The 26,109-nt window shown below is 41.5% G+C and carries 22 protein-coding genes; 15 read left to right on the forward strand and 7 right to left on the reverse strand.

Annotation, left to right across the window (positions count from 1 at the left end; genetic code table 11):
• Nucleotides 1-500: 500 nt before the first annotated feature.
• The 11 genes from ACKPCE_RS08605 (at nucleotide 501) to ACKPCE_RS08655 (ending at nucleotide 13,690) form a co-directional block, all read left to right on the forward strand.
• Complete coding sequence (locus ACKPCE_RS08605; RefSeq protein ID WP_319504861.1) at nucleotides 501-3,107, forward strand: sensor histidine kinase; 2,607 nt, start codon at nucleotides 501-503, stop codon at nucleotides 3,105-3,107.
• A 127-nt stretch (nucleotides 3,108-3,234) separates the two neighbouring features.
• The gene (locus ACKPCE_RS08610) at nucleotides 3,235-4,716 is read left to right on the forward strand and encodes a TolC family protein (protein ID WP_319504862.1); all 1,482 of its coding nucleotides are present in this window, start codon (nucleotides 3,235-3,237) and stop codon (nucleotides 4,714-4,716) included.
• 94 nt (nucleotides 4,717-4,810) lie between these two features.
• Nucleotides 4,811-6,169: a sigma-54-dependent transcriptional regulator gene (locus ACKPCE_RS08615; protein ID WP_319504863.1), complete on the forward strand. Its 1,359-nt coding sequence runs from the start codon at nucleotides 4,811-4,813 to the stop codon at nucleotides 6,167-6,169.
• A gap of 6 nt (nucleotides 6,170-6,175) precedes the next feature.
• Nucleotides 6,176-7,468 (forward strand): sensor histidine kinase, encoded by a 1,293-nt coding sequence (locus tag ACKPCE_RS08620; RefSeq protein WP_319504864.1) that lies wholly within the window; start codon nucleotides 6,176-6,178, stop codon nucleotides 7,466-7,468.
• A gap of 183 nt (nucleotides 7,469-7,651) precedes the next feature.
• Nucleotides 7,652-8,950: an inositol-3-phosphate synthase gene (locus tag ACKPCE_RS08625; protein WP_276992899.1), complete on the forward strand. Its 1,299-nt coding sequence runs from the start codon at nucleotides 7,652-7,654 to the stop codon at nucleotides 8,948-8,950.
• A 118-nt stretch (nucleotides 8,951-9,068) separates the two neighbouring features.
• The gene (locus ACKPCE_RS08630) at nucleotides 9,069-9,776 is read left to right on the forward strand and encodes a sugar phosphate nucleotidyltransferase (protein WP_276992897.1); all 708 of its coding nucleotides are present in this window, start codon (nucleotides 9,069-9,071) and stop codon (nucleotides 9,774-9,776) included.
• Nucleotides 9,777-9,778: 2 nt separating this feature from the next.
• Nucleotides 9,779-10,645: an ATP-grasp domain-containing protein gene (locus ACKPCE_RS08635; RefSeq protein WP_276992895.1), complete on the forward strand. Its 867-nt coding sequence runs from the start codon at nucleotides 9,779-9,781 to the stop codon at nucleotides 10,643-10,645.
• On the forward strand, nucleotides 10,632-11,555 hold the full coding sequence (locus ACKPCE_RS08640; RefSeq protein WP_319504865.1) for a CDP-alcohol phosphatidyltransferase family protein: 924 nt from the start codon (nucleotides 10,632-10,634) through the stop codon (nucleotides 11,553-11,555). Before ACKPCE_RS08635 ends, ACKPCE_RS08640 begins: the two co-directional genes overlap by 14 nt.
• A 3-nt stretch (nucleotides 11,556-11,558) precedes the next feature.
• Nucleotides 11,559-12,557: a lysylphosphatidylglycerol synthase transmembrane domain-containing protein gene (locus ACKPCE_RS08645; protein ID WP_319504866.1), complete on the forward strand. Its 999-nt coding sequence runs from the start codon at nucleotides 11,559-11,561 to the stop codon at nucleotides 12,555-12,557.
• A gap of 3 nt (nucleotides 12,558-12,560) precedes the next feature.
• Nucleotides 12,561-13,292, forward strand: a complete 732-nt coding sequence (locus tag ACKPCE_RS08650) for an HAD family hydrolase (RefSeq protein WP_319504867.1) — start codon at nucleotides 12,561-12,563, stop codon at nucleotides 13,290-13,292.
• A gap of 53 nt (nucleotides 13,293-13,345) precedes the next feature.
• Nucleotides 13,346-13,690 carry a winged helix-turn-helix transcriptional regulator gene (locus ACKPCE_RS08655; protein WP_276963174.1) on the forward strand — a complete coding sequence of 115 codons (345 nt, stop codon included), beginning with the start codon at nucleotides 13,346-13,348 and terminating at the stop codon, nucleotides 13,688-13,690.
• A gap of 8 nt (nucleotides 13,691-13,698) precedes the next feature.
• Here ACKPCE_RS08655 and ACKPCE_RS08660 read toward each other — a convergent pair whose 3' ends face one another.
• A complete protein-coding gene (locus ACKPCE_RS08660; protein WP_027317919.1) occupies nucleotides 13,699-14,160 on the reverse strand; it encodes a thioredoxin family protein in 462 nt (153 codons plus the stop codon).
• A gap of 9 nt (nucleotides 14,161-14,169) precedes the next feature.
• Nucleotides 14,170-14,466 (reverse strand): thioredoxin, encoded by a 297-nt coding sequence (gene trxA, locus ACKPCE_RS08665; protein ID WP_276963177.1) that lies wholly within the window; start codon nucleotides 14,464-14,466, stop codon nucleotides 14,170-14,172.
• A gap of 156 nt (nucleotides 14,467-14,622) precedes the next feature.
• On the opposite strand from trxA, the gene ACKPCE_RS08670 reads away from it, so the two are divergent.
• Genes ACKPCE_RS08670 through ACKPCE_RS08680 form a run of 3 tightly spaced genes read left to right on the forward strand, consistent with a single transcriptional unit; the run spans nucleotide 14,623 to nucleotide 16,738 of the window.
• On the forward strand, nucleotides 14,623-15,438 hold the full coding sequence (locus ACKPCE_RS08670; protein ID WP_276963179.1) for a UDP-2,3-diacylglucosamine diphosphatase: 816 nt from the start codon (nucleotides 14,623-14,625) through the stop codon (nucleotides 15,436-15,438).
• Entirely contained in the window at nucleotides 15,435-16,559 is a 1,125-nt protein-coding gene (locus tag ACKPCE_RS08675) for a glycosyltransferase family protein (RefSeq protein ID WP_319504868.1), read from the forward strand. Before ACKPCE_RS08670 ends, ACKPCE_RS08675 begins: the two co-directional genes overlap by 4 nt.
• On the forward strand, nucleotides 16,556-16,738 hold the full coding sequence (locus ACKPCE_RS08680; protein WP_024996166.1) for a type II toxin-antitoxin system HicB family antitoxin: 183 nt from the start codon (nucleotides 16,556-16,558) through the stop codon (nucleotides 16,736-16,738). The genes ACKPCE_RS08675 and ACKPCE_RS08680 overlap by 4 nt, the downstream gene beginning before the upstream one ends.
• A 25-nt stretch (nucleotides 16,739-16,763) precedes the next feature.
• Here the strand turns inward: ACKPCE_RS08680 and ACKPCE_RS08685 are convergent, their stop codons facing one another.
• Genes ACKPCE_RS08685 through ACKPCE_RS08695 form a run of 3 tightly spaced genes read right to left on the reverse strand, consistent with a single transcriptional unit; the run spans nucleotide 16,764 to nucleotide 22,383 of the window.
• Entirely contained in the window at nucleotides 16,764-18,932 is a 2,169-nt protein-coding gene (locus ACKPCE_RS08685) for a S46 family peptidase (protein WP_319504869.1), read from the reverse strand.
• Between the two features lie 23 nt (nucleotides 18,933-18,955).
• Nucleotides 18,956-21,121, reverse strand: a complete 2,166-nt coding sequence (locus ACKPCE_RS08690; protein WP_319504870.1) for a S46 family peptidase — start codon at nucleotides 21,119-21,121, stop codon at nucleotides 18,956-18,958.
• A gap of 26 nt (nucleotides 21,122-21,147) precedes the next feature.
• Nucleotides 21,148-22,383, reverse strand: coding sequence for an anaerobic sulfatase-maturation protein (locus ACKPCE_RS08695; protein ID WP_319504871.1), 1,236 nt, complete (start codon nucleotides 22,381-22,383; stop codon nucleotides 21,148-21,150).
• Nucleotides 22,384-22,654: 271 nt separating this feature from the next.
• On the opposite strand from ACKPCE_RS08695, the gene ACKPCE_RS08700 reads away from it, so the two are divergent.
• Nucleotides 22,655-23,386 (forward strand): DUF4369 domain-containing protein, encoded by a 732-nt coding sequence (locus ACKPCE_RS08700; protein ID WP_319504872.1) that lies wholly within the window; start codon nucleotides 22,655-22,657, stop codon nucleotides 23,384-23,386.
• A 12-nt stretch (nucleotides 23,387-23,398) separates the two neighbouring features.
• Here the strand turns inward: ACKPCE_RS08700 and ACKPCE_RS08705 are convergent, their stop codons facing one another.
• Together ACKPCE_RS08705 and ACKPCE_RS08710 are read right to left on the reverse strand one after the other, a co-directional pair.
• The gene (locus ACKPCE_RS08705) at nucleotides 23,399-24,154 is read right to left on the reverse strand and encodes a lysophospholipid acyltransferase family protein (protein ID WP_276963191.1); all 756 of its coding nucleotides are present in this window, start codon (nucleotides 24,152-24,154) and stop codon (nucleotides 23,399-23,401) included.
• Nucleotides 24,155-24,277: 123 nt separating this feature from the next.
• Nucleotides 24,278-25,852 carry an Rne/Rng family ribonuclease gene (locus tag ACKPCE_RS08710; protein WP_024996160.1) on the reverse strand — a complete coding sequence of 525 codons (1,575 nt, stop codon included), beginning with the start codon at nucleotides 25,850-25,852 and terminating at the stop codon, nucleotides 24,278-24,280.
• Nucleotides 25,853-26,109 lie beyond the last annotated feature (257 nt).

The following is a 26,109-nucleotide window of genomic DNA, read 5'->3' on the forward strand; positions in this document are numbered from 1 at the left end:
TTGGTTGTATAATGTATTATCTTTGTCAATGTAATCCTATAGTACGTTCAATTTATTATAGGCGCAAAGGCAGGAGTTCCAACTCCTGCCTTTTTTTATGTCTTGACGGTTTATTATTGCCGTAACACGGTGGCTCCCGCTGGTTTGCTCGGTAGCAAAAGGTCTGCGAGAAACCGTCTTACCGCCGGGAGACGGTTTCTCGCGGACCAAAAGACGGTTTCTCTTTTCAAATTGCTCGTTATCTTTTTCAAAAAGCTGGTTATGTTTTTCAAAAAGTTGGTTATGTTTTGCCCAACTCTTGCTGATGCATGCCCGACGTTCCTCTATTAGTTAATAATATATAAACTTGCACTTGACAAGATGAGGTGGTATGTGTGTCTGTTTGTAATGAATACTGATTTTAATTTCATTCGCCTTTATTTTTTAGATAGCAAACTGTTTTTAATATAAATTATAAATTATCTTTGTGCAATAAACAAAACATTATAATTGATACTCCGATGAATACGATATACCGACTAGCTATGATCTTACTGATCATAGTTGGCTCCTCTATGGCTACGTTTGCGCAAAAAACTTATGATGTTCTTTTCATACAATCTTATTCACGTTCCAATAATTGGGCAGGCGAGTTAAACGAAGGCTTAAAGGCCGGCTTTGATGAACGCGATGTGAAAGTGAACATCACAACAGAGTTTCTTGATTCGCGCACTTGGTTGGGGCAAGCGGAGATGGAGGTGATGCGGCGCATTTGTCAGCGGGCAAATAAGCAGAACTACGATTTGATTATCACGGCCAATGATGAGGCTTTGTACGACTTACTCGCCTGTGGCGATTCCTTGCCGCACAAAGTACCCGTGATGTTCTTCAATGTGGTTTACCCCAATCAGGAAGTTTTAGCCAATTACTCCAACGTATACGGTCTGGAGGCACCCAAGCCCTTTCACCGGTTACTTGAAACCATCAAAGAAATGTTCCCGTCCCGAAAACAGATGATACTGGTGAGCGATGCCAGTTACCTGGGACAAAAATCGCTTAAAGAGTTTGATGTGCAGTGGAACGCCTTTTTACAAAGTAATTCCGATTATAAACTGAGCCGTTTCAATATCAATGATGATCAAACAACCAATATTCTTTATGAAATAAGAATATCGCCCAAAGCACGACAAAGCATTTTGATTATGCCTTACTGGGGCTTGTTTATGTCGTCCATAGCCAAGGTTTCCAAAGCCCCCTGTTTTACTATTTCCGACGAGTCTTTGTTGCAAGGCGGATTGTGTGCCTTGGCTCCTTATCCTTACGAAGAGGCTCGCAGGGCAGCATTGATGGCTGTAGATGTGCTGCAGGGCAAAAAGCTGGATAACAAAATAGTGAAGAATAGCAAACCCAATCTTATTTTCGATTACAAACAGCTCGACTTCTTCAAGATGAATAAAGATGATGTTCCTCGCGGAAGCATTGTTATCAATGAACCTCTTTGGGAAAAGTATCAGCCTCTATTCCTTTTGTTCTACAGCGCCCTTGTTGCCATCTTGATTTTAGCCATTATTGCCCTTTTTCGTGCCAATCGTCGCGAGTTTAAGCGTCGATACTACGCACAAACAAGGTTGTTGTTGCAAAGTAAAATGGTTGACCAGCGCAATGAGTTCGATAATGTTTTTCATTCCATTCACGAAGGAGTCATCATTTACGGCGCCGATTTCAAAATTCATTTTGTGAACAAAGCAGCGGCGGCCATGATTAGTCTGGAGCATGACCATGAACGAAACAAATACGAGAACTTGCCGGCGGGAACTTTCCTGAAGATATACCACAAAGGCGACGAAGTATTATATAAGTTATTGGAAGAGGTGAAGCGAACGGGCGCCAGTGTTTCCATTCCCGAAGGTTCGTTTATGCTGGAACTGAAAACAAACGGTTATTTTTCTGTTTGGGGAGAGGTGGTTCCGCTTTACTCCAAATCAAAGTTGAACGGCTATGTTCTTTCATTCAGAAACATCGCTGCCGACGAGGTGAAGAAGCGTTTCTTTAACCTGGCGGTGGAAGAAAGTTCCATTTATCCGTGGCAATTTAATATTTCCGATGGAGTGTACACTTTCCCCAAAGGCTTTATTGAGCGAATGGGACTTCATTCCACATCGGGGAGGCTATCGGGTGGTGAATTAAGACATGCAATTCACCCGGAGGATCTTCCGGGAGTTGATAGAGAGGCTGATGCACTGTTGACGGGTAAAAAGAACAATGCCCGGATTAGTATCCGGCAAAAGAATAAAAAGGGGCAATACGAATGGTGGGAGTACCGCATGATGGTACTCAATGGTCTTACTCCGCACTCTCCTTCCTCCATACTAGGTGTTTGCCAAAGCATACAACGCCACAAAGATGTGGAGGCAGAACTGATTGCCGCACGCGACAAAGCCATGCAGTCCGACCGACTTAAAACGGCTTTCCTCGCCAATATGAGTCACGAAATACGTACGCCGCTCAATTCCATCGTAGGCTTCTCGGGCTTGCTGAAGGAAATTCATTCGTTCTCGGAAGAAGAGGTGGCGCAGTTTGTCGATACAATCAACCAAAACTGTGAACTGTTGCTTTCGCTGATTAGTGACATTCTCGATATGTCGCGCATTGAATCGGGTGCCATGGACTTTCAAATTGCGGAATGCAACCTCTCCTTGCTGGTCGATGAAGTTTACCACTCGCAAAGGCTCAACGTACCACCGGCGGTGTCGTTGCTTAAAAATGTACCCTTGCATGAGGAGAAACAAATACTGGCCGACCCGGTAAGGCTCAAACAAATACTCAATAACCTCATTAACAATGCGTCGAAGTTCACCAAAGAAGGCTCCATCACCGTGGGGTACCACCTCAACGAGCCCGGGTTTGTCACGCTCTTTGTGGAAGATACGGGCATTGGCATCTCCGAAGATGACCAGAAACATATATTCGAGCGTTTCTTTAAGGTGAACAGTTTTGCGCAGGGCACGGGCTTGGGGCTGAGCATTTGCTACACCATTGTTGAACGCATGCACGGAACCATTCAGGTAACCTCGCAACAGGGCAAGGGAACTTGTTTTACTGTTCGCATTCCCGATACCGAAGCTTGATAACGGTTGCGTGAGCGAACGATGTGTCCGTTTACGGACAGTTGTATTTTTTGTAATTCCCTGTAAACAAGCCGTTTGACGCTTTGGCATGCGCTTTGAACAGTTGTTCTCAAGAAATATACGTCTTATGAGAACAAAAAAAATATGGATTGCCTTATTGTTCACTGCGGCCTCCTTGCCGGCAGTTGCACAAACGGAGAAATTAATCACTTTGTCGGAAGCCATTGCACTGGCGCGCACACAATCTGTCGACGCGGCCGTGGTGCTTAATAAACTGAAAACATCTTATTGGGAATACCGCACGTTCAAAGCCGATTTGTTGCCCGAGGTAAACCTCACCGGCACGTTGCCCAGCTATAAGAAGTCGTACAGCACCTACCAGCAGTCCGACGGTTCCTATACTTTTGTGCGCAACAACAGCATGGGCCTTTCGGGCGTTTTGTCGGTCGACCAGAACATTTGGCTGACCGGTGGAAAACTCTCCCTCACTTCTTCACTCGATTACATCCGGCAGTTGGGCACCGACGGCAGCAAGCAGTTTATGTCCGTTCCCGTTGGCGTGGAGTTTACCCAACCTTTGTTCGGCATCAATAATCTGAAGTGGAACAGACGCATTGAACCCGTACGCTACGAGGAGGCAAAAGCTGAATTCATATCGGCTACGGAAGGCGTAACCATGAAAGCCATCTCTTATTTCTTTGAACTATTATTAGCCAAAGAGGTGCTGACCACGGCTTTGCAAAACCAGCAAAACGCCGACAGGTTGTATGAGGTGGCGGGAGCCAAACGAAGAATGGGGCAGATTTCTGAGAATGAATTGCTGCAACTGAAACTTTCTGCACTCAACGCCAAAGCGGCGGTCACAACAGCCAACAGTAACCTCAATGCTAAAATGTTTCAACTCAGGGCTTTCTTGGGTCTATCCGAGGAGGTAACGCTCCAACCGGTGTTGCCCGAATCGGTACCCGATCTGTCTATCAATTATGACCGCGTGCTGCAAAAGGCATTGGAACGTAATGCGTTTGCTCAAAACATTCGCCGCCGCCAGCTGGAAGCCGATTATGAAGTGGCTACCGCAAAAGGTAATTTGCGCAGTGTGGACCTCTTTGCCAGTGTGGGCTATAGCGGACTGGACCATACGCTTTCATCGGCTTACAAGGGTTTGAAGGACAACAGTGTGGTGGAGGTTGGAGTGAAGATTCCGATACTCGACTGGGGCAAGCGCAGGGGTAAGGTAAAGGTGGCGCAAAGTAACCGTGAGGTGATCAGTTCGCGCATCAAACAGGAACAGATTAATTTCAATCAGGATATCTTTTTGCTGGTGGAGCATTTCAATAACCAGGCACAGCAGTTGTCCATTGCTCACGAGGCCGATGGAATTGCACAGCAGCGTTACAAAACAAGCATAGAAACGTTTTTGATAGGTAAAATAAATACGCTCGACCTGAATGATGCGCAAACGGCCAAAGATGAGGCCCGCCAAAAGCGTATATCCGAGCTTTACTATTATTGGTACTATTATTATCAGATCAGAAGTGTTACGTTGTGGGACTTCCGTTCCAACACCGAACTGACTGCCGACTTTGATGATGTGATACTCAAACAATGAATTTAATCGCTTTTGGTAACTTTCCGGACTTAAAATTAGTTCCAATGAAAGAACTTTCCTAATTTTGTTTGTAATCTTATTAATTTGATTCTTTATGATTCTGGTAATTGATGATGACTCTGCCGTACGTTCTTCGCTGAGCTTTATGCTCAAACGGGCCGGTTTCGAGGTGCATGCTGTTTCGACTCCTGCCGAGGCCATTCAGTTTGTACGTGTTACGGAACCCCGGCTGGTACTAATGGACATGAACTTTTCGCTCACCACCACAGGGCAGGAGGGGCTTGTGCTATTGAAACAGGTCAAGGTCTTTTATCCGCAGGTGCCGGTCATACTGATGACGGCTTGGGGAAGCATTCAACTGGCGGTGGAAGGAATGAAGGCGGGTGCTTTTGATTTTATCACCAAACCTTGGAACAACGCGGCTTTGTTGCAACGCATTGAAACGGCGCTGAAGCTGACAGCGGAAATGAACGAGCAAAAAGAGGATGCACCGGCCGAGACAACGCTTCTGCGCTCTAATATAATAGGTAAATCGCCGGCGCTGATGAATGTGCTCAACATGGTGGGGCGAATTGCCAAAACCAATGCGTCGGTTCTCATTACCGGTGAAAGTGGCACGGGAAAGGAACTGATTGCCGAGGCTATTCACATGAACAGTCCGCGGGCAAAGAAGAACTTTGTGAAAGTGAACCTGGGCGGTATCTCGCAAAGCCTTTTCGAGAGTGAAATGTTTGGCCACAAGAAAGGGGCTTTCACCGATGCAACGGCCGATAGGACGGGGCGTTTTGAAATGGCCGACAAAGGTACTATCTTTCTCGACGAGATTGGTGACTTGGATCCTTCGTGCCAGGTTAAGTTATTGCGTGTGTTGCAGGACCAGACTTTTGAGGTGCTGGGCGATAGCCGTCCCCGAAAAACGGATATCCGGGTGGTGAGTGCCACCAATGCCGATCTGCGCAAAATGGTGAGTGAGCACTCTTTTCGGGAAGATTTGTTTTATCGCATCAACTTAATTACCATTCACTTGCCGGCTCTGCGCGAGCGGAAAGAGGATATTCCGTTGCTGGTGCGTTACTTTGCCGACAAACAAATGAAGCAGAACGGACTACCGCCGGTGGAGTTTTCTCCCGATGCCATGCAATTCCTGATGCGTCTTCCTTATCCGGGCAACATTCGTGAACTAAAGAATCTGGTTGAAAGAACCATCTTGATGAACATGAAACCGGTTTTAGAAGCGGCCGATTTTGAGGCGCAGTATCAACGCATTGATTCGTCACGCGAGGCATCGGCCAACCTCAACGGGCTTACGCTGGAGGAAATAGAACGAAGAACCATATTGCATACGTTGCAATTACATAACGGCAACCTGAGTCAGGTGGCCATTGCTTTGGGAATAAGCAGGGCAGCTCTGTATCGTCGTCTCGAGAAGTATGGTATTAGCGTAAACAGTTAGCGGCTTATGAGATTGAAAGTCATATTTGGCATTTTCGCCTCGTTGTTGGTCTTGATACTGGGCTTGCTTATTTATCAGATGGCCAGCAGCGGCTCCGTGTTGTTTTACGTGACGGAGGTGCTGGTGCTTTTTGCTTTTATTCTGTTGTGGCTTTTTTATCGCAAGGTAATTAAGCCATTGCAAATTATAGGCAATGGCATGGAATTGCTACGCGAACAGGATTTCAGCAGTCGCCTGAGTAGTGTGGGGCAACACGAGGCCGATAAGGTGGTCAATGTGTTCAACCGCATGATGGATCAGCTTAAGAATGAACGTTTGCGCCTGCGTGAACAAAATCACTTCCTGGACTTGCTGATCAATGCCTCGCCCATGGGCGTGGTTATTCTGAGCCTCGACGAGGAGTTGACGCAGATTAACCCCATGGCGGCCCGGTTTATGGGCGTGCTTCCCGAGGAAGTGATTGGTAAAAAGTTAACCGAAGTTGATTCGATTCTGAGCGTTGAATTGTCAAAGATACCCCGACAGGGAACTGTTACCGTGAGGCTCAACGATTCAAGTATTTATAAGTGCACTCACTCTTCCTTTATCGACCGCGGTTTCCATCATCCTTTCTTCTTGATTGAGGTGCTGACGGATGAGGTGATCAAGGCGGAAAAGAAAGCGTATGAGAAGGTGATTCGAATGATTGCGCACGAGGTGAATAATACCACGGCAGGAATAACTTCCACGCTCGACACACTAGAGCAGGCTTTCTCTACTCAGGAAGACAGTGCCGAGCTGACTGAAGTATTGCGTGTTTGCATCGATCGCTGCTTCTCCATGAGTCATTTCATTACTCGCTTTGCGGATGTGGTAAAGATACCCGATCCTAGTTTTTCTCCTACTGATTTAAATGAAATATTGACTTCGTGCGTGCGCTTTATGCAGGGAATGTGTAACGAAAGAAACATTCAGATTCTATCTAAATTTGAGAAAATGCCCCTGCTGATGGTCGATGGTGCTCTTTTTGAACAGGTGTTGCTGAACATCATAAAGAATGCGGCTGAAAGTATCGGGCAGGAAGGAGTAATTACCATTACTACATCCGGCAACGGCGATATTGAGATTGCCGATAACGGAAAGGGAATATCCAAAGAGGTGGAAGATAAACTTTTTAGTCCGTTTTTCTCTACCAAGCCAAATGGGCAGGGTATCGGACTGATACTGATTCGAGAAATACTTACCCGGCACGGATGTACGTTTTCGTTAAGGACATACCACGACGGAATCACTCGTTTTCGTATTCATTTCTCGCAGTAAAATGAACGTTAGCGCTTTGCTTTTTGTGCTTTCCCCGTAATGCTGTTATATAACATCTTTTTATTAAATTTCCTGATAATAAGAGTTTTCGGCTACTTTAGACTACATATAGAACTTTTCGCGCTGATATTGATTCTATACTTTTGTCACTATTATATCAACAAATAATAAACGATAAGAAAAATGAAACAGGAAATTCAACCGGCAAAAGGTCGGCTAGGGATATTATTAGTCGGATTAGGTGGTGCTGTATCTTCCACTGCAGTTGTAGGTACCTTGGCAGTTCGCAAAGGACTTGCAAAACCTATCGGATCTATCACTCAACTTGCAACCATCCGTTTGGGCAAAAGGAATGAAAATCGTTTTCCTAAAATTAAAGATGTAGTTCCATTGGCAGATCTTAATGATTTGGTATTCGGTGGATGGGATATCTTTGAAGATGATGTGTATGCAGCTGCTCAGCATGCTGAGGTTTTGGTGCAAAAAGATCTGGATGGCGTGAAAGAAGAACTGCAGGCTATCAAACCGATGAAAGCTGCTTTCGACCAGAACTGGGTGAAACGTCTTCACGGAACTCATGTTAAACAGGCTGCTACCCGCTGGGAAATGGCTGAACAGATCCGTCAGGACATACGCGACTTTAAAGCTGCTAACAATTGTGACCGTGTAGTGGTTATCTGGGCTGCAAGTACTGAAATATACATTCCTTTGTGTGATGAACATCAGTCATTGGCGGCTTTCGAAAAAGCAATGAAAGAAAACAATACGGAGAAAATTGCTCCAAGTATGTGTTATGCTTACGCTGCTATTGCCGAAGGTGCTCCTTATATTATGGGTGCTCCTAACTTGTGTGTTGACATGCCTGCTATGTGGGAGTTTGCTGCACAAAAAAATGTGCCTATCTGCGGTAAGGACTTCAAAACCGGCCAGACTATGTTGAAGACTGTTCTTGCTCCGATGTTGAAAACTCGTATGCTGGGATTGGACGGATGGTTCTCTACCAACATCCTTGGTAACAGAGACGGAGAAGTTCTTGATGATCCGGATTCATTCAAGACAAAAGAGGTGAGCAAGCTGTCGGTTATCGACACTATTTTGCAACCGGAATTGTATCCTGAACTTTACGGAAGCATTTACCACAAAGTACGTATCAATTATTATCCTCCACGTAAGGATAACAAAGAAGGATGGGATAACATTGACCTTGTAGGATGGATGGGTTACCCCATGCAGCTGAAAGTGGATTTCCTTTGCCGTGACTCTATCTTGGCTGCTCCGCTGGTACTTGACCTTGTGTTGTTCGCTGACTTGGCTCAACGTGCTAACATGTCGGGCATTCAAAGCTGGTTGTCATTCTACTTCAAGAGTCCTATGCACGACTTTGACCACATTCCTGAACACGATTTGTTTATTCAGTACACCAAGTTGAAGAACACTCTTCGCAAACTGATTGGTGAAGAAACAATCGATTACTTAGATTAATTGAGGGTAGGGCAATTGAGTCTGACCTGAACATATAAAGGGGAGAACTAAAGAACCGGTTTCTTTGAGTTTTTCCCCTTTGTTTTTGAATTGATAATTGAACTCTTAATCCGTTTATATGGAATATGCAATTATTGCGGCCGGACAAGGTTCGCGATTAGCTGCCGAAGGCATTGAAACGTCAAAGCCGTTGTTGCGCCTTAATGGCACCGCCATGCTCGATAGGCTTATATCTATTTTCCTGGCCAATAGGGCGGAATCGATAAGCATCATCATCAATGAAGAAATGACCGATGTGCACGAGCATGTAAAGCAGCTTAAACTTCCTGTACCCTTGCATGTACTCATCAAATCGACGCCCGATTCTTTGCATAGCTTTCACGAATTGGCTTCGCTGATTCCTAACAGAACCAAGTTGTGCCTCACAACAATTGATCCGATTTTTTCTCCGTTGGAATTTTCTGCGTATATTCGCGCCTTTGAAGCAGATAACGAACATGACGCACTGATGGCGGTAACTGATTACATTGATGATGAGAAACCGCTATATGTGAAAACAGACGATGATCTGAAAGTTCTTGATTTTGTTGACACAGCTTACGAAGGCTGTCGTTATGTTTCGGGAGGTGTGTATTGTTTCAACAACAAAGTGCTCAATTTGCTTCAGGAAGCTGTTGACGAAGGTGTATCGCGTATGCGTAATTTTCAACGTAAAATAGTTTATAGCGGATTAAAGGTGCAGGCGCACCCTTTCTCTAAAATCATTGATGTGGATCACGCGAGCGATATTCAAAAGGCTGAGTTGTTTTTAAATGAAATGAAGTAAAAATGAAGTTAGTATCTATTGCCGGTATTCAGCGTGCAACGGTCTATTCTCCCAATCATGTAGGGAACGATGCTGCTATTTTTTCGGCTACGGCCCGTTGGCTGGAGAAAGCCGGCTATCAAGTAAATATGTATACGGAACAGGAGTTCCTTAGTAATGGTATTGAAGAGAAAGTGGCAATGACCATGCTTCGGAATCTTCAATCAATGAAGAAATTACAAGATTTTGAATCCAAAGGTTGCCTGGCTATCAATTCGGCTTTCGGTATAGAGAATTGTACGCGCGAAAAGATGACGCGCTTGCTGATGGAGCACGGGGTGCCACATCCGAAAAGTTACATTATGAACACGCACGATGATGTGTCTGACTACATACCCGAAGGGGAATCTTTTATGCCGTGCTGGGTGAAAAGGGGCGACTTTCATGCCATACACCGTGAGGATGTTTCTTACGTTCGCACGCGTGAAGAGCTAATCGGTTTGCTTTCTGAATATGCTTTAAGAGGAATACAGCGTGCTGTGGTTAACGAACACCTGAAGGGTGATTTGGTTAAGTTCTATGGTGTGGCGGGAACAAATTTCTTTCATTGGTTTTATCCTTTTAATGAAAATCATAGTAAATTTGGGCACGAAGCTATTAACGGACACCCCAAGGGCATTCCGTTTAGAGCGGATGAGCTGCAAGATATTTGCAATAGAGCCGCCGACGTATTGAAGGTGGTGGTCTATGGAGGCGATTGCATTGTATCTCCCGATGGAGAGATGCGTATTATTGATTTCAACGATTGGCCTAGTTTTGCTCCTTGTCGCGAAGAGGCATCACGAGAAATCGCTAACCGTGTAATTCAAATGATTGATGAGTACAGATAATTCAAAGAAAAAACCTTCTATTGAGTCTTCACTGAAATCGACTGATACGGAAGAGTTTATCGACTTGGTGTTTTACCGTCCGGTAGGTTATCAGTGGGCGCTTTTGTTTAACAGAATGCGTATTTCACCCAATCAGGTAACGTTGTTCTCCATCTTCTTGGGTGTGGCAGCGGGTATTATGTTTTATTTTGATAATCTGTGGTACAATGTTTTGGGCATGGGCTTGCTCATTTGGGCCAATATGTATGATAGTGCCGACGGGCAGCTTGCCCGCATGACCGGACAGAAGTCTGAGATAGGCCGTATCCTCGATGGGGTATCGGGCGATTTTTGGTTTATCTCCATTTACGCTGCCATTTGTTTGCGATTAACTCCGGAGCATTCATGGTACATTTGGGCATTGGCTGCCATAACGGGTTATTTTCACAGCAAGCAAGCGGCTATGGCCGATTATTATAGAAATATTCATTTGTTCTTCTTGAAAGGGAAGAGTGGTAGTGAACTGGATAACTCTCAGCAGCAGCGCGAACTGTTTCGTTCTTTGTCTTGGAGTAACCACTTTGTGAAGAAGACTTTTCTTTGGTTTTATGGTAATTACACTGCCGGACAGGAGAAAAGTTCGCCTTGTTTTCAACAGTTTTTTGCCGTATTGCGTCAGAAGTACGGTGAGACTATTCCCGAAAACATCAGACAGGAATTTAGAAACGGTAGTTTGCCTTTGATGAAGTACACTAATATTTTGTCTTTCAACACCCGTGTCATTGTTCTTTTCATCTCTTTGTTTATGGGTATGCCGTGGGTTTATTTTGTATTTGAACTCACTGTGCTGAACATCTTGTTGGTTTACATGGTGGTACGTCACGAATCATTGTGTAGTCGTTTATTGAAGAAAATAGAAACGGTTGATTGAACGATGAGCAGTAAATTTAGAAATGTATTTTTGGTGTTCGGAGTTTTGGTAGTGGTTATCATGCTCTTTTCATTCGATATGAAGTATGACGAGCTTTGGAACAATTTGAAGCGGGCAGGAGGCTATTTGCCGCTTGTATTGCTGTTGTGGCTGGTCATTTATTTCATTAATGCGCTTTCTTGGTTTGTTATTATCAGAGGCGGAAAACCAAGTCCGGTTTCTTTTTTAAGGGTTTATAAGTTTACCGTATCGGGCTTTGCGCTCAATTATGTCACGCCTGTGGGACTGATGGGAGGAGAGCCTTATCGAATCATGGAGTTGACTCCTTATTTGGGAGTGGAAAGAGCTACGTCATCGGTCATTCTATATGTGATGATGCACATCTTTTCTCATTTTTGTTTTTGGCTGGCTTCTGTGTTTCTTTACCTGTTCTTGTTTCCGGTTAATATGTTCATGGCTATTGTACTGGGATTGATTTCTGCTTTTTGTTTGTTTCTGATTATGGTTTTTGTTAAAGGATACAGGCATGGAATGGCTGTGGCTTTTGTGCGTCTGTGCAGTCACATTCCGTATCTGAAAAAATATGCAGCCCGTATTGCCGATAAACACAAAGATAAACTTGAAACGATTGACAAACAGGTTGCTTTGCTGCACAGCCAGCGAAAAAGTTCGTTTTACGGGGCTTTGTCACTGGAGTTTTTAGCGCGCGTTGTATCGTGTGTGGAGGTATGGCTTATTCTCAACGTGCTCACAACCGACGTTAGTTTCTTAGGCTGTATCTTAATCGTTGCTTTTTCTTCTTTGTTGGCTAACCTTCTCTTTTTTATGCCCATGCAATTGGGAGGACGCGAAGGTGGCTTTGCGTTAGCCGTAGGAGGTTTGTCTCTTTCGGGTGCTTATGGCGTTTATACTGCGCTTATAACACGGGTTCGTGAACTTTTCTGGATCGTGATAGGCTTAGCGCTTATGAAGATTGGTAATATTAAAAAAACGGATAATTAAAATATGATTGCAGAAAACCTATCGACGATAAAAGCTTTGGCATTTGATTTTGGCGGTACACTGGATGCGCCTTTCCTGCATTGGTTGGATATCTATTTAATGGCGTACGCTGAAGCACTGGGTAAACCTTTGGAAAGAGATGTCTTTTATGAGTCGTATGTTTACGGCGAACGCCAGATGGAATCTCAGCAGTTGGTAAATAAGGAGCATTCATTGTTGGAAACTCAGCTGTTTAAAACACACTTGCAAACGGCTCATTTAATTGAACGGAAGGTTTTGGATGACACTCTTTATAACAGAGAGGAACTTCCTAAACAAGTGGCAGAGTGGGTTACCGATTATTCGGCGGGATACGTAAGGCGGAATGAACCGGTATTGCGTAAACTGTCTGAGAAATACACTTTACTACTTGTTTCCAATTATTATGGTAACATTCGTCGCATTGCAACCGACTTGAACATTGCCGATTGTTTCCGGTCAATCACCGATTCGACCATTGAAGGGGTTCGCAAACCCGATCCTAAATTATGGGAATTGGCTATTCAACGGGCCGGTTTTCGTCCCGAAGAGGTGGTGGTGATTGGTGATTCTACTAAGAATGATATCTTACCGGCTTTGAGCCTGGGCTGCCACACCGTGCAAGGTTATCCGGAAAGTATAAAACCGGAGAAGATTGACCTTTCTCGTGATTATATTTTCTCCATTGAGGAGTTGCTTCCATTATTATTGGGATAGTTTCTTTGGTGGATTCTCTTTGTTGTTAACTAAAAGTTATAATAGATAAAGCAATGAAAATAGTACCTAAAGAATATGCTGCATGTCCTATACGCAACGTAATTGACCGTTTTGGAAATAAATGGTCTATGCTGATATTATATATATTAGATAAGGGAGGAACTCTTCGCTTTAGTGAAATTCAGCGTGAAATGGTTGATATTTCACAGAAAATGCTGTCTACGACTTTAAAACGTCTGGAGGAGGATCGCTTAATAACCAGAACGGTTTACCCTGAAGTACCTCCTCGTGTGGAATATGCGTTAACAGAGGTAGGTAAATCATTAATGCCCCACATACTTGGCCTGACGGCATGGGCAGTGGAGCATTTTGATGATGTGGCAGGTAGTAACTCTTGAAAGAGTTATTATTTATTCTTTAGCAAAAACTCGTCAATAGCTTTCTTGTAGGTTGCTTTATCGGCAGCACCTTTGAATAGTTGAGGTTCTCCTTCCATAGGTATAAAGACAAAAAGAGGAATGCTGGTTGCTTGAAACAAAGCGGCCAGCTCTTTTTCTTTATCTACATTTACTTTATAAATGGTTATTTTGTCTTTATATTCTTTTGCCAGTTCTTTCATAATAGGGGCAACCATGCGGCAAGGGCCACACCAATCGGCATACAGGTCAATGATAGCCGGAAGCTTACCTTTGTATTTCCAATCGGGTGTATTCTGGTAATCGAATACATCGTTGATGAACATATTCTTGTCCATTACAACTACTTGCCCGCTGTTGGTACTGTCTTTACTTGCTTTTGTCTGCTGATTGCCGGCAAAACAAAGAGCCGAAATCAATACCAGGGCAAATGCCATAATTACTTTTTTCATTCTTCGTTATTATAAGTGTTGTTTGATAATTTCTTTCAATTCTTTTGCTTGAATGACACCGGAATGTCTCCATAACGATTCGCCGTTTTTAAAGAGTATAAAGGTTGGCACTGACTGAATACGATATTTGTCGGCCAACTCTCCAAATTTATCTACGTCTATCTTTATGATTCTGGCCTTTTCACCAATGTCAGCTTTTACTTCTTCAAGAACGGGCTTCATAGACTTACACGGCCCACACCATTCAGCAAAGAAATCTACTAAGACAGGACTATCTGATTTTATGAGTGCATCGAACTTTTCCATTTCTATTTATTTTAATTGTTAGGCAGCCGAGACTGCAATCAAGTTATTTTAGTATAAAAACGTTTCATCAAAGAGAATGTTCATGTGATAGTAACGCCACAGTCATCATCTTGTAATTTATATGTGTGATTTTTGCATAAGTAAAATATAAAACGTATGTATTCACGAACTTATTATCCAACAGTGGTTCTTTCAGATATTCATTTGGGAAGCCCACATGCAAAAACGGAAGAAGTGACTGCTTTCCTGAAATCAGTTAACTGTGACAAACTGATTTTGAATGGAGATATTATTGACGGCTGGCATCTCAAAAAAAGCGGATTACACAGATGGAAGGCTAAGCATACAGAGTTTTTCAAGGTTATCATGAAAATGATGGAGAACTTTGGAACTGAAGTCATTTACGTGCGTGGTAACCACGACGACTTTCTCGACGCCCTTGCTCCGCTTAATTTCTATAATGTGAAGATTGTAAAAGATTGCATTTATGAAAGCAAAGGAAAACGATACTATATTACGCATGGAGATATATTTGATACTGTCACCACTCAGATGAAATGGTTGGCAATGTTAGGTGACACGGGCTATTCTTTTCTGCTATGGGTCAATAAAGTATACAATGCTTACCGTATGAAGCAAGGTAAACCTTATTATTCTCTTTCACAGAAGATTAAGCATAAAGTGAAATCTGCCGTTTCTTATGTGTCCGACTTCGAGAAGGAATTAGTTAATCTGGCCAAATCAAAGAAATGCAATGGAGTTATTTGCGGGCACATACACCATCCTGAAAACTGTTATTATGATGGTATTCACTATTTAAACTCGGGTGATTGGGTTGAAACGTTATCGGCGCTGACTGAAGATGAGAATGGTAATTGGGAAGTGAAGTATTTCGATAGGGCCGATTACCGGGTAACTGCTTTTCAGGAGGAGCTGGCTGTAGTCGATAAATTAATAACAATTGCGTCATGAAATTCTTGTTTATAGTTCAAGGTGAAGGAAGAGGACACTTCACTCAGGCACTTGCAATGGAGGAAATGCTGTTGCGCAACGGACACGAGGTGGTAGAAATTCTGGTTGGTAAAAGCAATAGTCGCCGATTACCGGGGTTCTTTAACCGCAACGTTAAAGCGCCGGTCAAACGATTTATTAGTCCCAATTTCCTGCCGACAGCAGAAAATAAACGTGCCAGTATAGGACGGAGTGCACTTTACAATGCAATGAAGGTGCCCGAATATTTACGAAGCATGTACTACATACAAAAACGTATCAAACAGAGTGGGACAGAAGTCATTATAAACTTCTACGAACTTCTAACCGGATTAACTTATGCTCTTTTCAAACCTTCTGCCCCTTATATTTGTATCGGTCATCAATACCTGTTTTTACATAAAGATTTTGAGTTCCCTCAAAAAAGTATGTCCCAATTGGCTATGCTGCGTCTTTTTACGAGAATAACCAGTATAGGCAGCATGAAGCGATTGGCACTTTCTTTTCAAGATATGCCTGAAGATGAGGAACAGAGAATAACGGTGGTGCCTCCCTTATTACGCAAAGAGATTACATCTGTACAGGCTGATAATGGGGACTACATACACGGATATATGGTAAATGCGGGCTTTGCAGATAGTGTGATGGCTTTTCATGAGGAGTATCCCGATGTGCCTTTACATTTTTTCTGGGACAAAGCCGATGCTGATGAGACAACCCGAATGGATGAAACGCTGACTTTTCATCAGATTGACGATACTAAATTTATGAATTCAATGGCGGGTTGTAAAGCCTATGCTACTACAGCGGGGTTTGAATCTGTTTGCGAAGCCATGTATTTAGGGAAACCGGTACTAATGGTGCCGGCTCATATCGAACAAGATTGTAATGCACACGATGCCGCTATGGCTGGAGCCGGAATTGTTTCTGATTCTTTCGACTTGGAGGCCTTGCAACGTTTTGCTTCAAGTTATCGGCCAAACTCTCAATTTATTTATTGGGTTCGTAGCAGCGAGCGAATGATAGTCAACGAGCTTGAGGAGCTAATGAACCCTCAATCCATTATTACTTTTCCTGAATTTTCTAAATACGTATCAATATGAGACTGAAGAGAGAAGATTACGTACTTGAACGTACGTCAGACGGAGGTTATTTTGCCTGGCTGTCTTTTAATATGCAATGCAACGCTTACGGTGATTCACCCGAAGAAGCTGTTCTTAACCTGCAACAGGTTATGGAAGAATTGGTAAATGACATGTATCTGGTTGAAGATTTTGTATAATCTTCAACCAGAACATGTGCTGTGACTATTCTTTGATAGTCAGTTCATTGATGAGATGTGAGGCTCCGGCATACTTTTCAATAATGAATAAAGTGTATCGAATGTCTACACAAGCGGCTCTTTGTGATGAAGGTCGGAAGGCTATATCGCCGGTTAATCCTTCGTAGTTTCTATCAAAACCGGTTCCAATAAGTTCTCCTTTACTGTTGAAAACCGGACTACCTGAATTTCCTCCTGTATTATCGGTGTCGATAATGAAGCAAACAGGCATTTCTCCATTCTTCATGGCATATCGGCCAAAGTCTTTGGCTGTATACAAGGATTTTAATTTCTCAGGAACAACGAACTCCCAATTGGCAGGATCTTCTTTTTCCATCGCTCCTTTTAATGTAGTATAGTATTCATATACCACTCCATCTGACGGTTCGTACGAGGCTACTTTACCATAAGTGAGCCTTAAAGTTGAATTTGCATCCGGATAGATGGGTTTTCCTTGCTCAAGTTTTAAATCCATCATACCTTTGACCCATACTTTATGGGCAGCATCATAATTCTGATTGGCATCTTTCATGGCCAAGGCTGTTTGATAAAGTCCGTTGGTAATGGAGTTTTTAAAGAGAATCATCCAGTCTCCCTCCAAAACTTTTTCCGAAGGTTTGGCTATGAATTTATTGAAGTTTGCTTCTGAACCGAATATGGAATAACGAAAACATGCATCAACAAAGGCATCTGTATTCCCTTTAAAACGGTCATTGATGACATTGAAAATGCTGATACGTTGTTGAGCCGGAATATATCCAGCATAAGTCGCGAGCATTCGTTTTCCTACTAAGTTTTCAACTTGTGGGTAGGGTACTGACTCGAAATACTTTTTCGCTTCTTCTTGAAGTTTAGCTTTAGCTTCAGCAATTTGGACCTTGTCTTTCTTATGCAAGGCTTCCTGCAAAGCTGAAGTAGAAGGTATTTTCATAAAGTCGAGTGCCGTGACCAATGCTTCGTTCAGGGCTTGTTGATGATACATGGCATCTTTGCGATGGGCTACGATGCTGCGTATTTCGTCAAAAGCTTTTTGATACGAATCGTCGCCTTTCTCTCTTCCCTTTGCCAATAGTTGCTCTTGTTGTTGCTTTTTGGTATCCAATACTTTCAGTCGAACCAGTCCTTCATTCATGCCGATGGCATTTTTCCAATAGTTAGCTGATGAAGCATATTTACTAGCATAATGAATGCGAACGGCAGGGTCTTTCTGCATCTGTTCCATGAGTACTTCCTGACGTGCTTCACGAACGTGATGACGCATGAAGTTGGTTGTTTGCATGCGTTCTTCTACTTCTTCGGAAATCATGTACCGCCAGTTGCGTCCCGGAAAGCCCATCACAAAAGCAAAATCACCTTCCTGAATTCCGGCCAGACTAATTGTTAGATGCTTCTTTACTTTCAAAGGAACGTTGTCTTTGGAGTATGAAGCCGGTTTACCGTTTTTATCAGCATAGATTCGGAATATAGAGAAATCTCCTGTATGTCTGGGCCACATCCAGTTGTCGGTATCTGCTCCAAACTTCCCGATAGAAGAAGGAGGTGCACCTACCATACGTATGTCACTGTATACGGTTTTAATAAACAGATAATATTTGTTTCCTCCATAAAAAGCTTTTAGCTCTAGCTTAGTGGCTGGAGTTATCTCAATATTTTCTTTTTTTGCGAATCTGTCGGCTACCGTTTCCAAGTATTTGGGTGATAAATAATTGGTTCCGTTAGGATCTTCATCTTTTGCTAATTGCTCATTAACATATGCTGTTACATCAAGAATACGATCGATAAAGGTAATGGTTAGGTCTTTACACGGCAATTCCTCGTTGCGGTTCATGGCCCAGAAACCATCGGTCAGGTAATCATGCTCCACGCTGCTGTGTTGCTGAATAGCTCCATAACCACAATGATGGTTGGTGAGAACAAGGCCTTCAGACGATATAACTTCTCCGGTACATCCTCCGCCAAAGTGTACAACGGCATCTTTTAACGAGATGCCGTTGGGGTTATACACTTGGTCGATCGGAATTTCAAGTCCTAGTTCCATCATAGCAACCGCATTCTGTTGCTTGAGATCAGTTAGCATCCACATTCCTTCATCAGCATTCGCTTGAAGTAATGTACTGCCCGACAGAATAAGGATATATAGAATTCTTTTGATCATGTTATTATATTAAATAATTGTAGTTACTCAATAATGGTCATTTCGTTAATCAAGTGACCACAGTTTCCAAGCTTTTCAACGATGAAAAGAACATAACGAATATCCAGATTGATACATCTTTGCAATTCGTTGTTGAAATTGATATCTCCACTCAATGACTCCCAGTTACCATCAAAAGCGCACCCTATTAACTCTCCGTTCTCATTGATTACCGGACTGCCTGAGTTACCGCCTGTAATGTCATTGGTTGTTAGGAAACATACGGGCATATCACCGTTAGGAAGAGCATAACGACCAAAATCTTTCTTTAGAATTAGCTCTTTTAATTTAGCCGGAACAACAAACTCACGATCTTCGGGATTTTCTTTCTCTAGAATTCCATTTGCTGTAGTGTAATACTTATTGTGTACGCCGTCTCTTGGGCTGTATGATTTCACATTACCATAAGTCAAACGAATGGTGAAGTTTGCATCAGGATAAGAAGGAACAGGAGCTTTCATTTCTCCTAAGCCTCTAACGTATGTTTTATGCAGAAGCTCAAGTTCATCGGCCAATGGATTGAGTTGTTTATTGATTTCTGTGAACTTGTTATATGCCGAGCGATAGTAACGTGCTGCCAAGTCAGATTCCAATGCTTTTTTATTGGGTTTGCTTAAGAACTTCTCCAAGTTTTCCTTGCTTGACATGATGCTGTTGCTATACATATCATCAACAAATTTATTGAAATCTCCTTTGTATTCTTTTTCAATAAATCCGTAAATATCAGGACGTTGATCAGCTGGAATCATTTCTGCATAAAGCGGGAATAATGCTTTAGCTACTTTACGGTCAACTTCATGATCGTAATCTTTATTGTGAATCCTTTCAAAAGCCTTTCGGAAATTATCCTTTAATGAATCAACCTTAGCCTTATCTTTATTTTCAATAGCTTTTAGCATGGTATCGAATGTCGTAAAAGGTGCGCTGTATTCAATTCCCATGAGGAAAGCTTCGGTCAAACAAGTTCTCTGGTATTTTAATGGAGATGATTTTGCAACCGTTTCATCAATCAGTTTTACTACTTTTGAGTATTCATCGTTGCTCTTTTCTTTAGCGAATTGTGCAAACTTAGACTCTTGTTCGGCTTTCGTTCCTAAAACATCATTGTCAATAATAGCTTTGTTCATACCAATGGAGTTCTTCCAATAGTTAGATGAACCGGCATATTTGTTGGCATATTGAATCCTGATTTTATCACTGCTATTCATCTCTGCTTTTAGTACATCCTGACGTACTCCACGAATACGAATGCGAGGTGAGTTGGTTGCCTCCATACGTTCTTTGACTTCAGATACGGTCAGGTATCGGCTAGTGCTACCGGGGAATCCCATAATCATGGCATAGTCACCTTCTTTAAGTCCTTTGATGTTGATAGCAAGATGTTTCTTGGTTTTTAACGGAGCGTTACTTGCACTATAATCAGTAGGCTCACCGTTGGCATCTGCGTAGATACGGAACATGGAGAAATCACCTGTATGGCGAGGCCACATCCAGTTGTCGGTTTCACCTCCGAATTTACCTACCGAGGAGGGAGGAGCGGCAACCATACGTACGTCGGTATATGTTTTCTTGTAGAACATATAGAATTTGTTACCTGCGTAAAAGGGTAGTGCCTGAGGAACAATCCCTTTTTTCCCTTTCAAATCACTTTTGTCATACAACTCTTGAGCGAGTGCAGTCAGGAATTTCCCTGTGAAAGATTCCGTTTCAGTAATTTCCTTTGATGCAATTTTTGCATTTACAATATCTGTAACATCTTCAATTCGTTCAATGAATGTAAAAGTCAGCCCCGGTGTGGGTAATTCTTTGTCTCTGGAAGTGGCCCAAAAACCGTCAGTCAAGTAATCGTGTTCCACCGAGCTATGTTGTTGAATAGAAGAATAACCGCAATGATGGTTTGTTAAAATCAAACCTTCCGATGAGATAATTTCACCGGTACAACCACGTCCGAAGATTCCGACAGCATCTTTTAATGATACTCCGTTGGGATTGTACAAATCGGTTGCATTCAATTTCAATCCCTGCTTCTTCATCATATCAATAGAATGTTGTTCTTGCATCAACTGCAATAACCACATGCCCTCATCCGCTTTTGCGGGAGATAAAACCAGCACAAGAAGTGCCAGCAAATAGAGCTTAAATTTGTTCATTTGTAATTTAATTTAATAAAAACATTTTATATATTCTCTCTCTTTATTCTTTCTAATTCATTCATAACATTGCTGGGAGCTCGTTGGTTCATCAATTCTTTTTTCATGAAATCCATGTAAGGTGACACGTGATGAAAGAATTTTTTGTAACCCTCACAAAGATAGTTAATCCTTTTATCTCCGTTGGATGTTTTAACAAATCTGTTTTTTGAGCATTCGCCGTTGCAAGCAAACAGAAACTCGCAACTGTTGCATTGTTCAGGCAATGTTTCTTGTTTGGCCCTTCCAAAATCTAATTGTCGTTGGCCATACATCATTTCAACGATTGACTTTTCATAGATGTTGCCTAACTTATATTCTGGGAAAACATAGTGGTCACATGAATAAATATCTCCATTAAACTCCATGACTCCGGCATGTCCGCATCTCACGTCAATGGAACACAGACCGGGTGTAACTCCCATCCAATTGGCCAAAGTGGCATCAAACAACTGGATAAAAACCTGCCCTACGTCTTCTTTTATCCATAAGTCGAATAAGGCACATAAAAAATCACCCCACTGTTGCGGTTTAACCGAAAAAGTAGCGAGTTCGTTCGGCTTCTCATTGTTATTGGCAGATAACATGTTGCCTTCGTCAGTACTTAATCGCTCAACAACAGGAGTGAATTGTATGTAATTGCATTTAATTTCTTTGAAAAAATGATAGAACTCAGTTGGGTAATTGGCATTATAATTATTTATAGTGGCCATTGCATTCCACTGAACCTGATGTTTATTTAAGAGCTCTATACCACTTATCACTTTCTGGAACGTTGGCTCTCCATGAATACCATGTCTGTAATAGTCATGCACATGTTTCGGTCCATCAATGGAAACGCCAACTAACCAATTGTTTTTCTTAAAGAAAGCGCACCATTCATCTGTCAATAAGCTCGCATTGGTTTGAATGCAATTATCGATCATTTTTCCTCTTGCATATATTTTTTGGTATTCAATAGCCTTTTTGTAAAATTGGAGGTTGCGTAAGGTAGGCTCTCCTCCATGCCAAGTAAAGAGTACCTCCTGGGTAGTTTGTGAAGCAATATATTCTTCCGTGAATTTCTCTAATAATGCGTCCGACAAAATCTGCTGTTTACTCTCATTGTATAGCTCTTTTTTTTGCAGATAATAACAATATTCACAGGCCAGATTACATGTTGATCCGGCAGGCTTAAGCATAACATATAGTGGTTTTGAGAAGGGAGCAGAGGTTCTTAACATGGCTTTTTATTAATTGTCAAAACATAGATTGACAGAATACTAATAAATATTGTTAGGCAAATTTAGATAAACTTATTGAATTATGGGTTTATAGCCTTTACTTAATTAGTATTATTAAAGAAATATGTCTTACGAATTTTAAATAAATAAAAAATGTTTCGTAAAATGCGATTAGATTGTAACTTTGTATGCAGATAATAATTATGAAGTGAGAATTTGTAAATGTTTGCATTTTGCTCAATCCTTAATTTCACAATTAATAATATTCTAAATGAATGTAGTTAGACCGTTATCATATTTGTTTTTGCTTTTATTACTTAGTTCTTGTGGTAATAAGTACAAAATTGAAGGAACATCTTCCGTGACTAGTCTGGATGGTAAGAAGCTATTTCTAAAGACTTTACGTAATGGTGAATGGTTTTCTTTAGATTCCGCAGAAGTTGTTCATGGCACTTTTAAGATGAAAGGTTCCGTTGATTCTATCATGATGGTAACTTTGTATATGGATGATGAAAGCATTATGCCTTTAGTTGTTGAGGATGGAAACATAAAAATTTCTATCGATAATACGCAGATGTCGGCTAAGGGAACTCCATTGAATGATGCCTTGTATGAATTCATAGAAAAGAAAAATTCTATGGATCTGAAGATTGAAGAATTGGAACGTAAGGAGGCCAGAATGGTAATGAATGGGGCCGATTTCGCAGTCATTCATGAAGAGTTAAACAAGGAAGGAGAGGCACTGGCAAAAGAAATGAATGAATATGTTAAGCAGTTTATTTCAACGAATTACAATAATGTATTAGGTCCTAGCGTTTTTATGATGTTATGTAGCAATTTACCTTATCCGGTTATGACGCCTCAAATACAAGACATTATGAAAGATGCTCCTGTTACTTTTAAGGATAATTGCATGATTAAAGAATTTGTTTCTAAAGCAAAGGAAAATATGCAGCTTATTGAAGAGCATCGCCGTATGGAACAGAATGCTTCCATGCAATAATGTCGCGTTCATTTAGTCTTGATCTGCATTGTATATCATTCCTTTATATTTTTCGGGCAATGCACTTTCTACAGCAGAATAGGCTTCTTCCAGTGTTTCCTTAATGTTTCTGCTGCCTTTCCCTTGGGGAGCAATCGGTTTATGTATTGTCAATGTCATTTTATGCCTGTGTATCCATTTGCCGGTGCGAGGCAATATTTCAAAAGAACCATCAATGGTTACGGGTACTACTGCTAGTTGCAGGTCGTCAGCTAATTGAAATGCTCCCTTTTTAAAGTAACCCATGTGCCCTGTAAAAGTACGGGCTCCTTCGGGAAAGACAACCAATGAAACGCCGTCTTTTAGTGATTCTTTAGCTTGCAGTATGGTTTCTAATACTTTTTTGGGACCCGATCTGTCAACGAAAATGTGCCCTGCACTTTGACATGCTTTTCCTACAAATGGCAGTTTTCTGAGACTTTTCTTCATCATCCATTTGAAATTACGACCAATAAAGCCATAAATGAGAAAAATATCAAATGCTCCTTGGTGATTGGGTACAAAAACATAAGAAGTACGTTTATGAAGATTTTCTTTGCCTTTGACTTCTACAGGTATTAGCAGCATGATACAGATTAGTCTTGACCAAATTTTCCCCGGGTGATAACCCCAAAAATGAGCTCCTCCAAGTATGGACCCAACAATAGTTACCAACGCGGTTAAAATGGTTAAAACGAATAAAATTGGCAGAGCAATGCAAATTTGATAGATATAGTATAGTACTTTCATGTTTTTCTTTATTATCAATAAAATCTACCTGTGATTAATTCTAATGCAAATATACCGATTTTGTTTGGTGGTCGAAATATTCCATAAACAAAAAGAAGGCTACCCTGGAGATAGCCTTCTTTTTTATTTAATTTCCAATTCTTCCTTCATGTCAATTTCTTCTCCCTGAGAATCATAAAAGATATACTCAAGGAAAGCTAATTTTTGATTAGGAATAATTTTAATACCAAATCCGTATTTTACGTGCCATTTACGTTTAAGGGATAATACACCCTGATTAATGTAAGCGGCAACATACGGATGGATGTGTAACGAAAATCTTTTAACCTTCAATTTATTGACTAAATAATCAATTTTACTCTCAAGAGATTCCGTAAAGAGAATGGAGGATTTGATTGTACCTTTACCAAAGCAAGTTGGACAGGTTTCCATTGTGTTTACGTCCATGGCTGGACGAACTCTTTGACGTGTAATCTGCATAAGCCCAAATTTACTCAGAGGCAGAATATTATGTCTTGCTCTGTCTTTTTGCATGTTTGAGCACATGCGTTCGTAAAGCTTCTGGCGATTTTCAGCTTCATTCATGTCGATGAAGTCAATAACAATGATTCCGCCCATGTCTCTTAATCTGAATTGGCGGGCTAATTCATCGGCAGCACCTAAGTTTACTTCCAATGCATTGGCTTCTTGTCCGTTAGCATTCTTCGTTCTATTGCCACTGTTCACGTCAACTACATGAAGTGCTTCAGTATGTTCAATGATTAAATATGCCCCACTTTTGTATGATACGGTCTTGCCAAACGAAGATTTTATCTGTTTGGTAATACCGAAATTATCGAAGATTGTCAGCTGACCCTTATATAGCTTGACTATATTGGCGCGTTCGGGTGCAATTAATGCTACGTAATCTCTTATTTCATTGTATACAGCTTCGTTATTCACGAATATGTTCTCGAATGAAGGATTGAATAAATCACGTAGTAAAGCAACTGCACGACTGGTTTCTTCGTAAATCAGCGTTGGATATTTAGTGGCTTTTTGTACTTTGGTAATGCTTTCTTCCCAGTGTTTAAGCAATATTTTCAGCTCCCCGTCGAGTTCGGCAACACGTTTACCTTCAGCTACTGTTCTTACTATCACACCAAAGTTTTTTGGTTTGATGCTCATTAATAACTGTTTCAAACGCGCCCTTTCTTCGCTCGATTTAATTTTTTGAGATACAGAAACCTTATCATTGAAAGGGATCAAAACCAGATATCTTCCTGCAAATGAAATCTCGGAAGTTAGTCTGGGTCCTTTAGTTGAAATAGGTTCTTTCACTATTTGTACAACAACTTCTTGTCCGACTTTTAGCACATTAGAGATGCTTCCATCTTTGTCGAGATCAGGAAGAATTGTTGCTTTGGTAATTTGGGCGAGCTTCTTTTTATCGCTTAAAGTTTGCTTTACGTACTTTTCGAGTGAGTTAAATTGAGGTCCTAAGTCTAAATAATGAAGGAAAGCATCTTTTTCGTAACCTACATCTACGAAGCAGGCATTTAGTCCAGGCATTAATTTCTTAACCCGACCTAAATACATATTGCCCACAGAGAAAGATATATTTCTACCTTCGCTTTGAAGTTCTACTAAGCTTTTGTCTTCGAGCAAAGCAATGGAAACTTCTTTGGGCTGTACATCTACTACTAGTTCGCTTGTCACTGCTATTTCCTGATTATTAGATTAAAAATGAACGCTTAATGGAATTAATTGTTCATACTCAATGTCTTTAAACAAAGAACAAACCTGAAAGACATTAGCTTTACAAGTTTGTTCTTTATTTCTGATTACCAGACTAAAAAATCATTTTTTGCTTTTATGTCTGTTCTTTCTTAGTCTTTTCTTACGCTTGTGGGTAGACATTTTATGTCTTTTTTTCTTTTTTCCGCTTGGCATAGCTAAAACGTTTTATGGGTTAA

This window comes from Bacteroides graminisolvens, assembly GCF_963666085.1.
Taxonomy (GTDB): domain Bacteria; phylum Bacteroidota; class Bacteroidia; order Bacteroidales; family Bacteroidaceae; genus Bacteroides; species Bacteroides graminisolvens.

Coding starts and splice junctions, on each gene's coding strand:
- ACKPCE_RS08605 (WP_319504861.1), top strand. CDS start 501: ATGAATACGATATACCGACTAGCTATGATCTTACTGATCATAGTTGGC.
- ACKPCE_RS08610 (WP_319504862.1), top strand. CDS start 3,235: ATGAGAACAAAAAAAATATGGATTGCCTTATTGTTCACTGCGGCCTCC.
- ACKPCE_RS08615 (WP_319504863.1), top strand. CDS start 4,811: ATGATTCTGGTAATTGATGATGACTCTGCCGTACGTTCTTCGCTGAGC.
- ACKPCE_RS08620 (WP_319504864.1), top strand. CDS start 6,176: ATGAGATTGAAAGTCATATTTGGCATTTTCGCCTCGTTGTTGGTCTTG.
- ACKPCE_RS08625 (WP_276992899.1), top strand. CDS start 7,652: ATGAAACAGGAAATTCAACCGGCAAAAGGTCGGCTAGGGATATTATTA.
- ACKPCE_RS08630 (WP_276992897.1), top strand. CDS start 9,069: ATGGAATATGCAATTATTGCGGCCGGACAAGGTTCGCGATTAGCTGCC.
- ACKPCE_RS08635 (WP_276992895.1), top strand. CDS start 9,779: ATGAAGTTAGTATCTATTGCCGGTATTCAGCGTGCAACGGTCTATTCT.
- ACKPCE_RS08640 (WP_319504865.1), top strand. CDS start 10,632: ATGAGTACAGATAATTCAAAGAAAAAACCTTCTATTGAGTCTTCACTG.
- ACKPCE_RS08645 (WP_319504866.1), top strand. CDS start 11,559: ATGAGCAGTAAATTTAGAAATGTATTTTTGGTGTTCGGAGTTTTGGTA.
- ACKPCE_RS08650 (WP_319504867.1), top strand. CDS start 12,561: ATGATTGCAGAAAACCTATCGACGATAAAAGCTTTGGCATTTGATTTT.
- ACKPCE_RS08655 (WP_276963174.1), top strand. CDS start 13,346: ATGAAAATAGTACCTAAAGAATATGCTGCATGTCCTATACGCAACGTA.
- ACKPCE_RS08660 (WP_027317919.1), bottom strand. CDS start 14,160: ATGAAAAAAGTAATTATGGCATTTGCCCTGGTATTGATTTCGGCTCTT.
- trxA (WP_276963177.1), bottom strand. CDS start 14,466: ATGGAAAAGTTCGATGCACTCATAAAATCAGATAGTCCTGTCTTAGTA.
- ACKPCE_RS08670 (WP_276963179.1), top strand. CDS start 14,623: ATGTATTCACGAACTTATTATCCAACAGTGGTTCTTTCAGATATTCAT.
- ACKPCE_RS08675 (WP_319504868.1), top strand. CDS start 15,435: ATGAAATTCTTGTTTATAGTTCAAGGTGAAGGAAGAGGACACTTCACT.
- ACKPCE_RS08680 (WP_024996166.1), top strand. CDS start 16,556: ATGAGACTGAAGAGAGAAGATTACGTACTTGAACGTACGTCAGACGGA.
- ACKPCE_RS08685 (WP_319504869.1), bottom strand. CDS start 18,932: ATGATCAAAAGAATTCTATATATCCTTATTCTGTCGGGCAGTACATTA.
- ACKPCE_RS08690 (WP_319504870.1), bottom strand. CDS start 21,121: ATGAACAAATTTAAGCTCTATTTGCTGGCACTTCTTGTGCTGGTTTTA.
- ACKPCE_RS08695 (WP_319504871.1), bottom strand. CDS start 22,383: ATGTTAAGAACCTCTGCTCCCTTCTCAAAACCACTATATGTTATGCTT.
- ACKPCE_RS08700 (WP_319504872.1), top strand. CDS start 22,655: ATGAATGTAGTTAGACCGTTATCATATTTGTTTTTGCTTTTATTACTT.
- ACKPCE_RS08705 (WP_276963191.1), bottom strand. CDS start 24,154: ATGAAAGTACTATACTATATCTATCAAATTTGCATTGCTCTGCCAATT.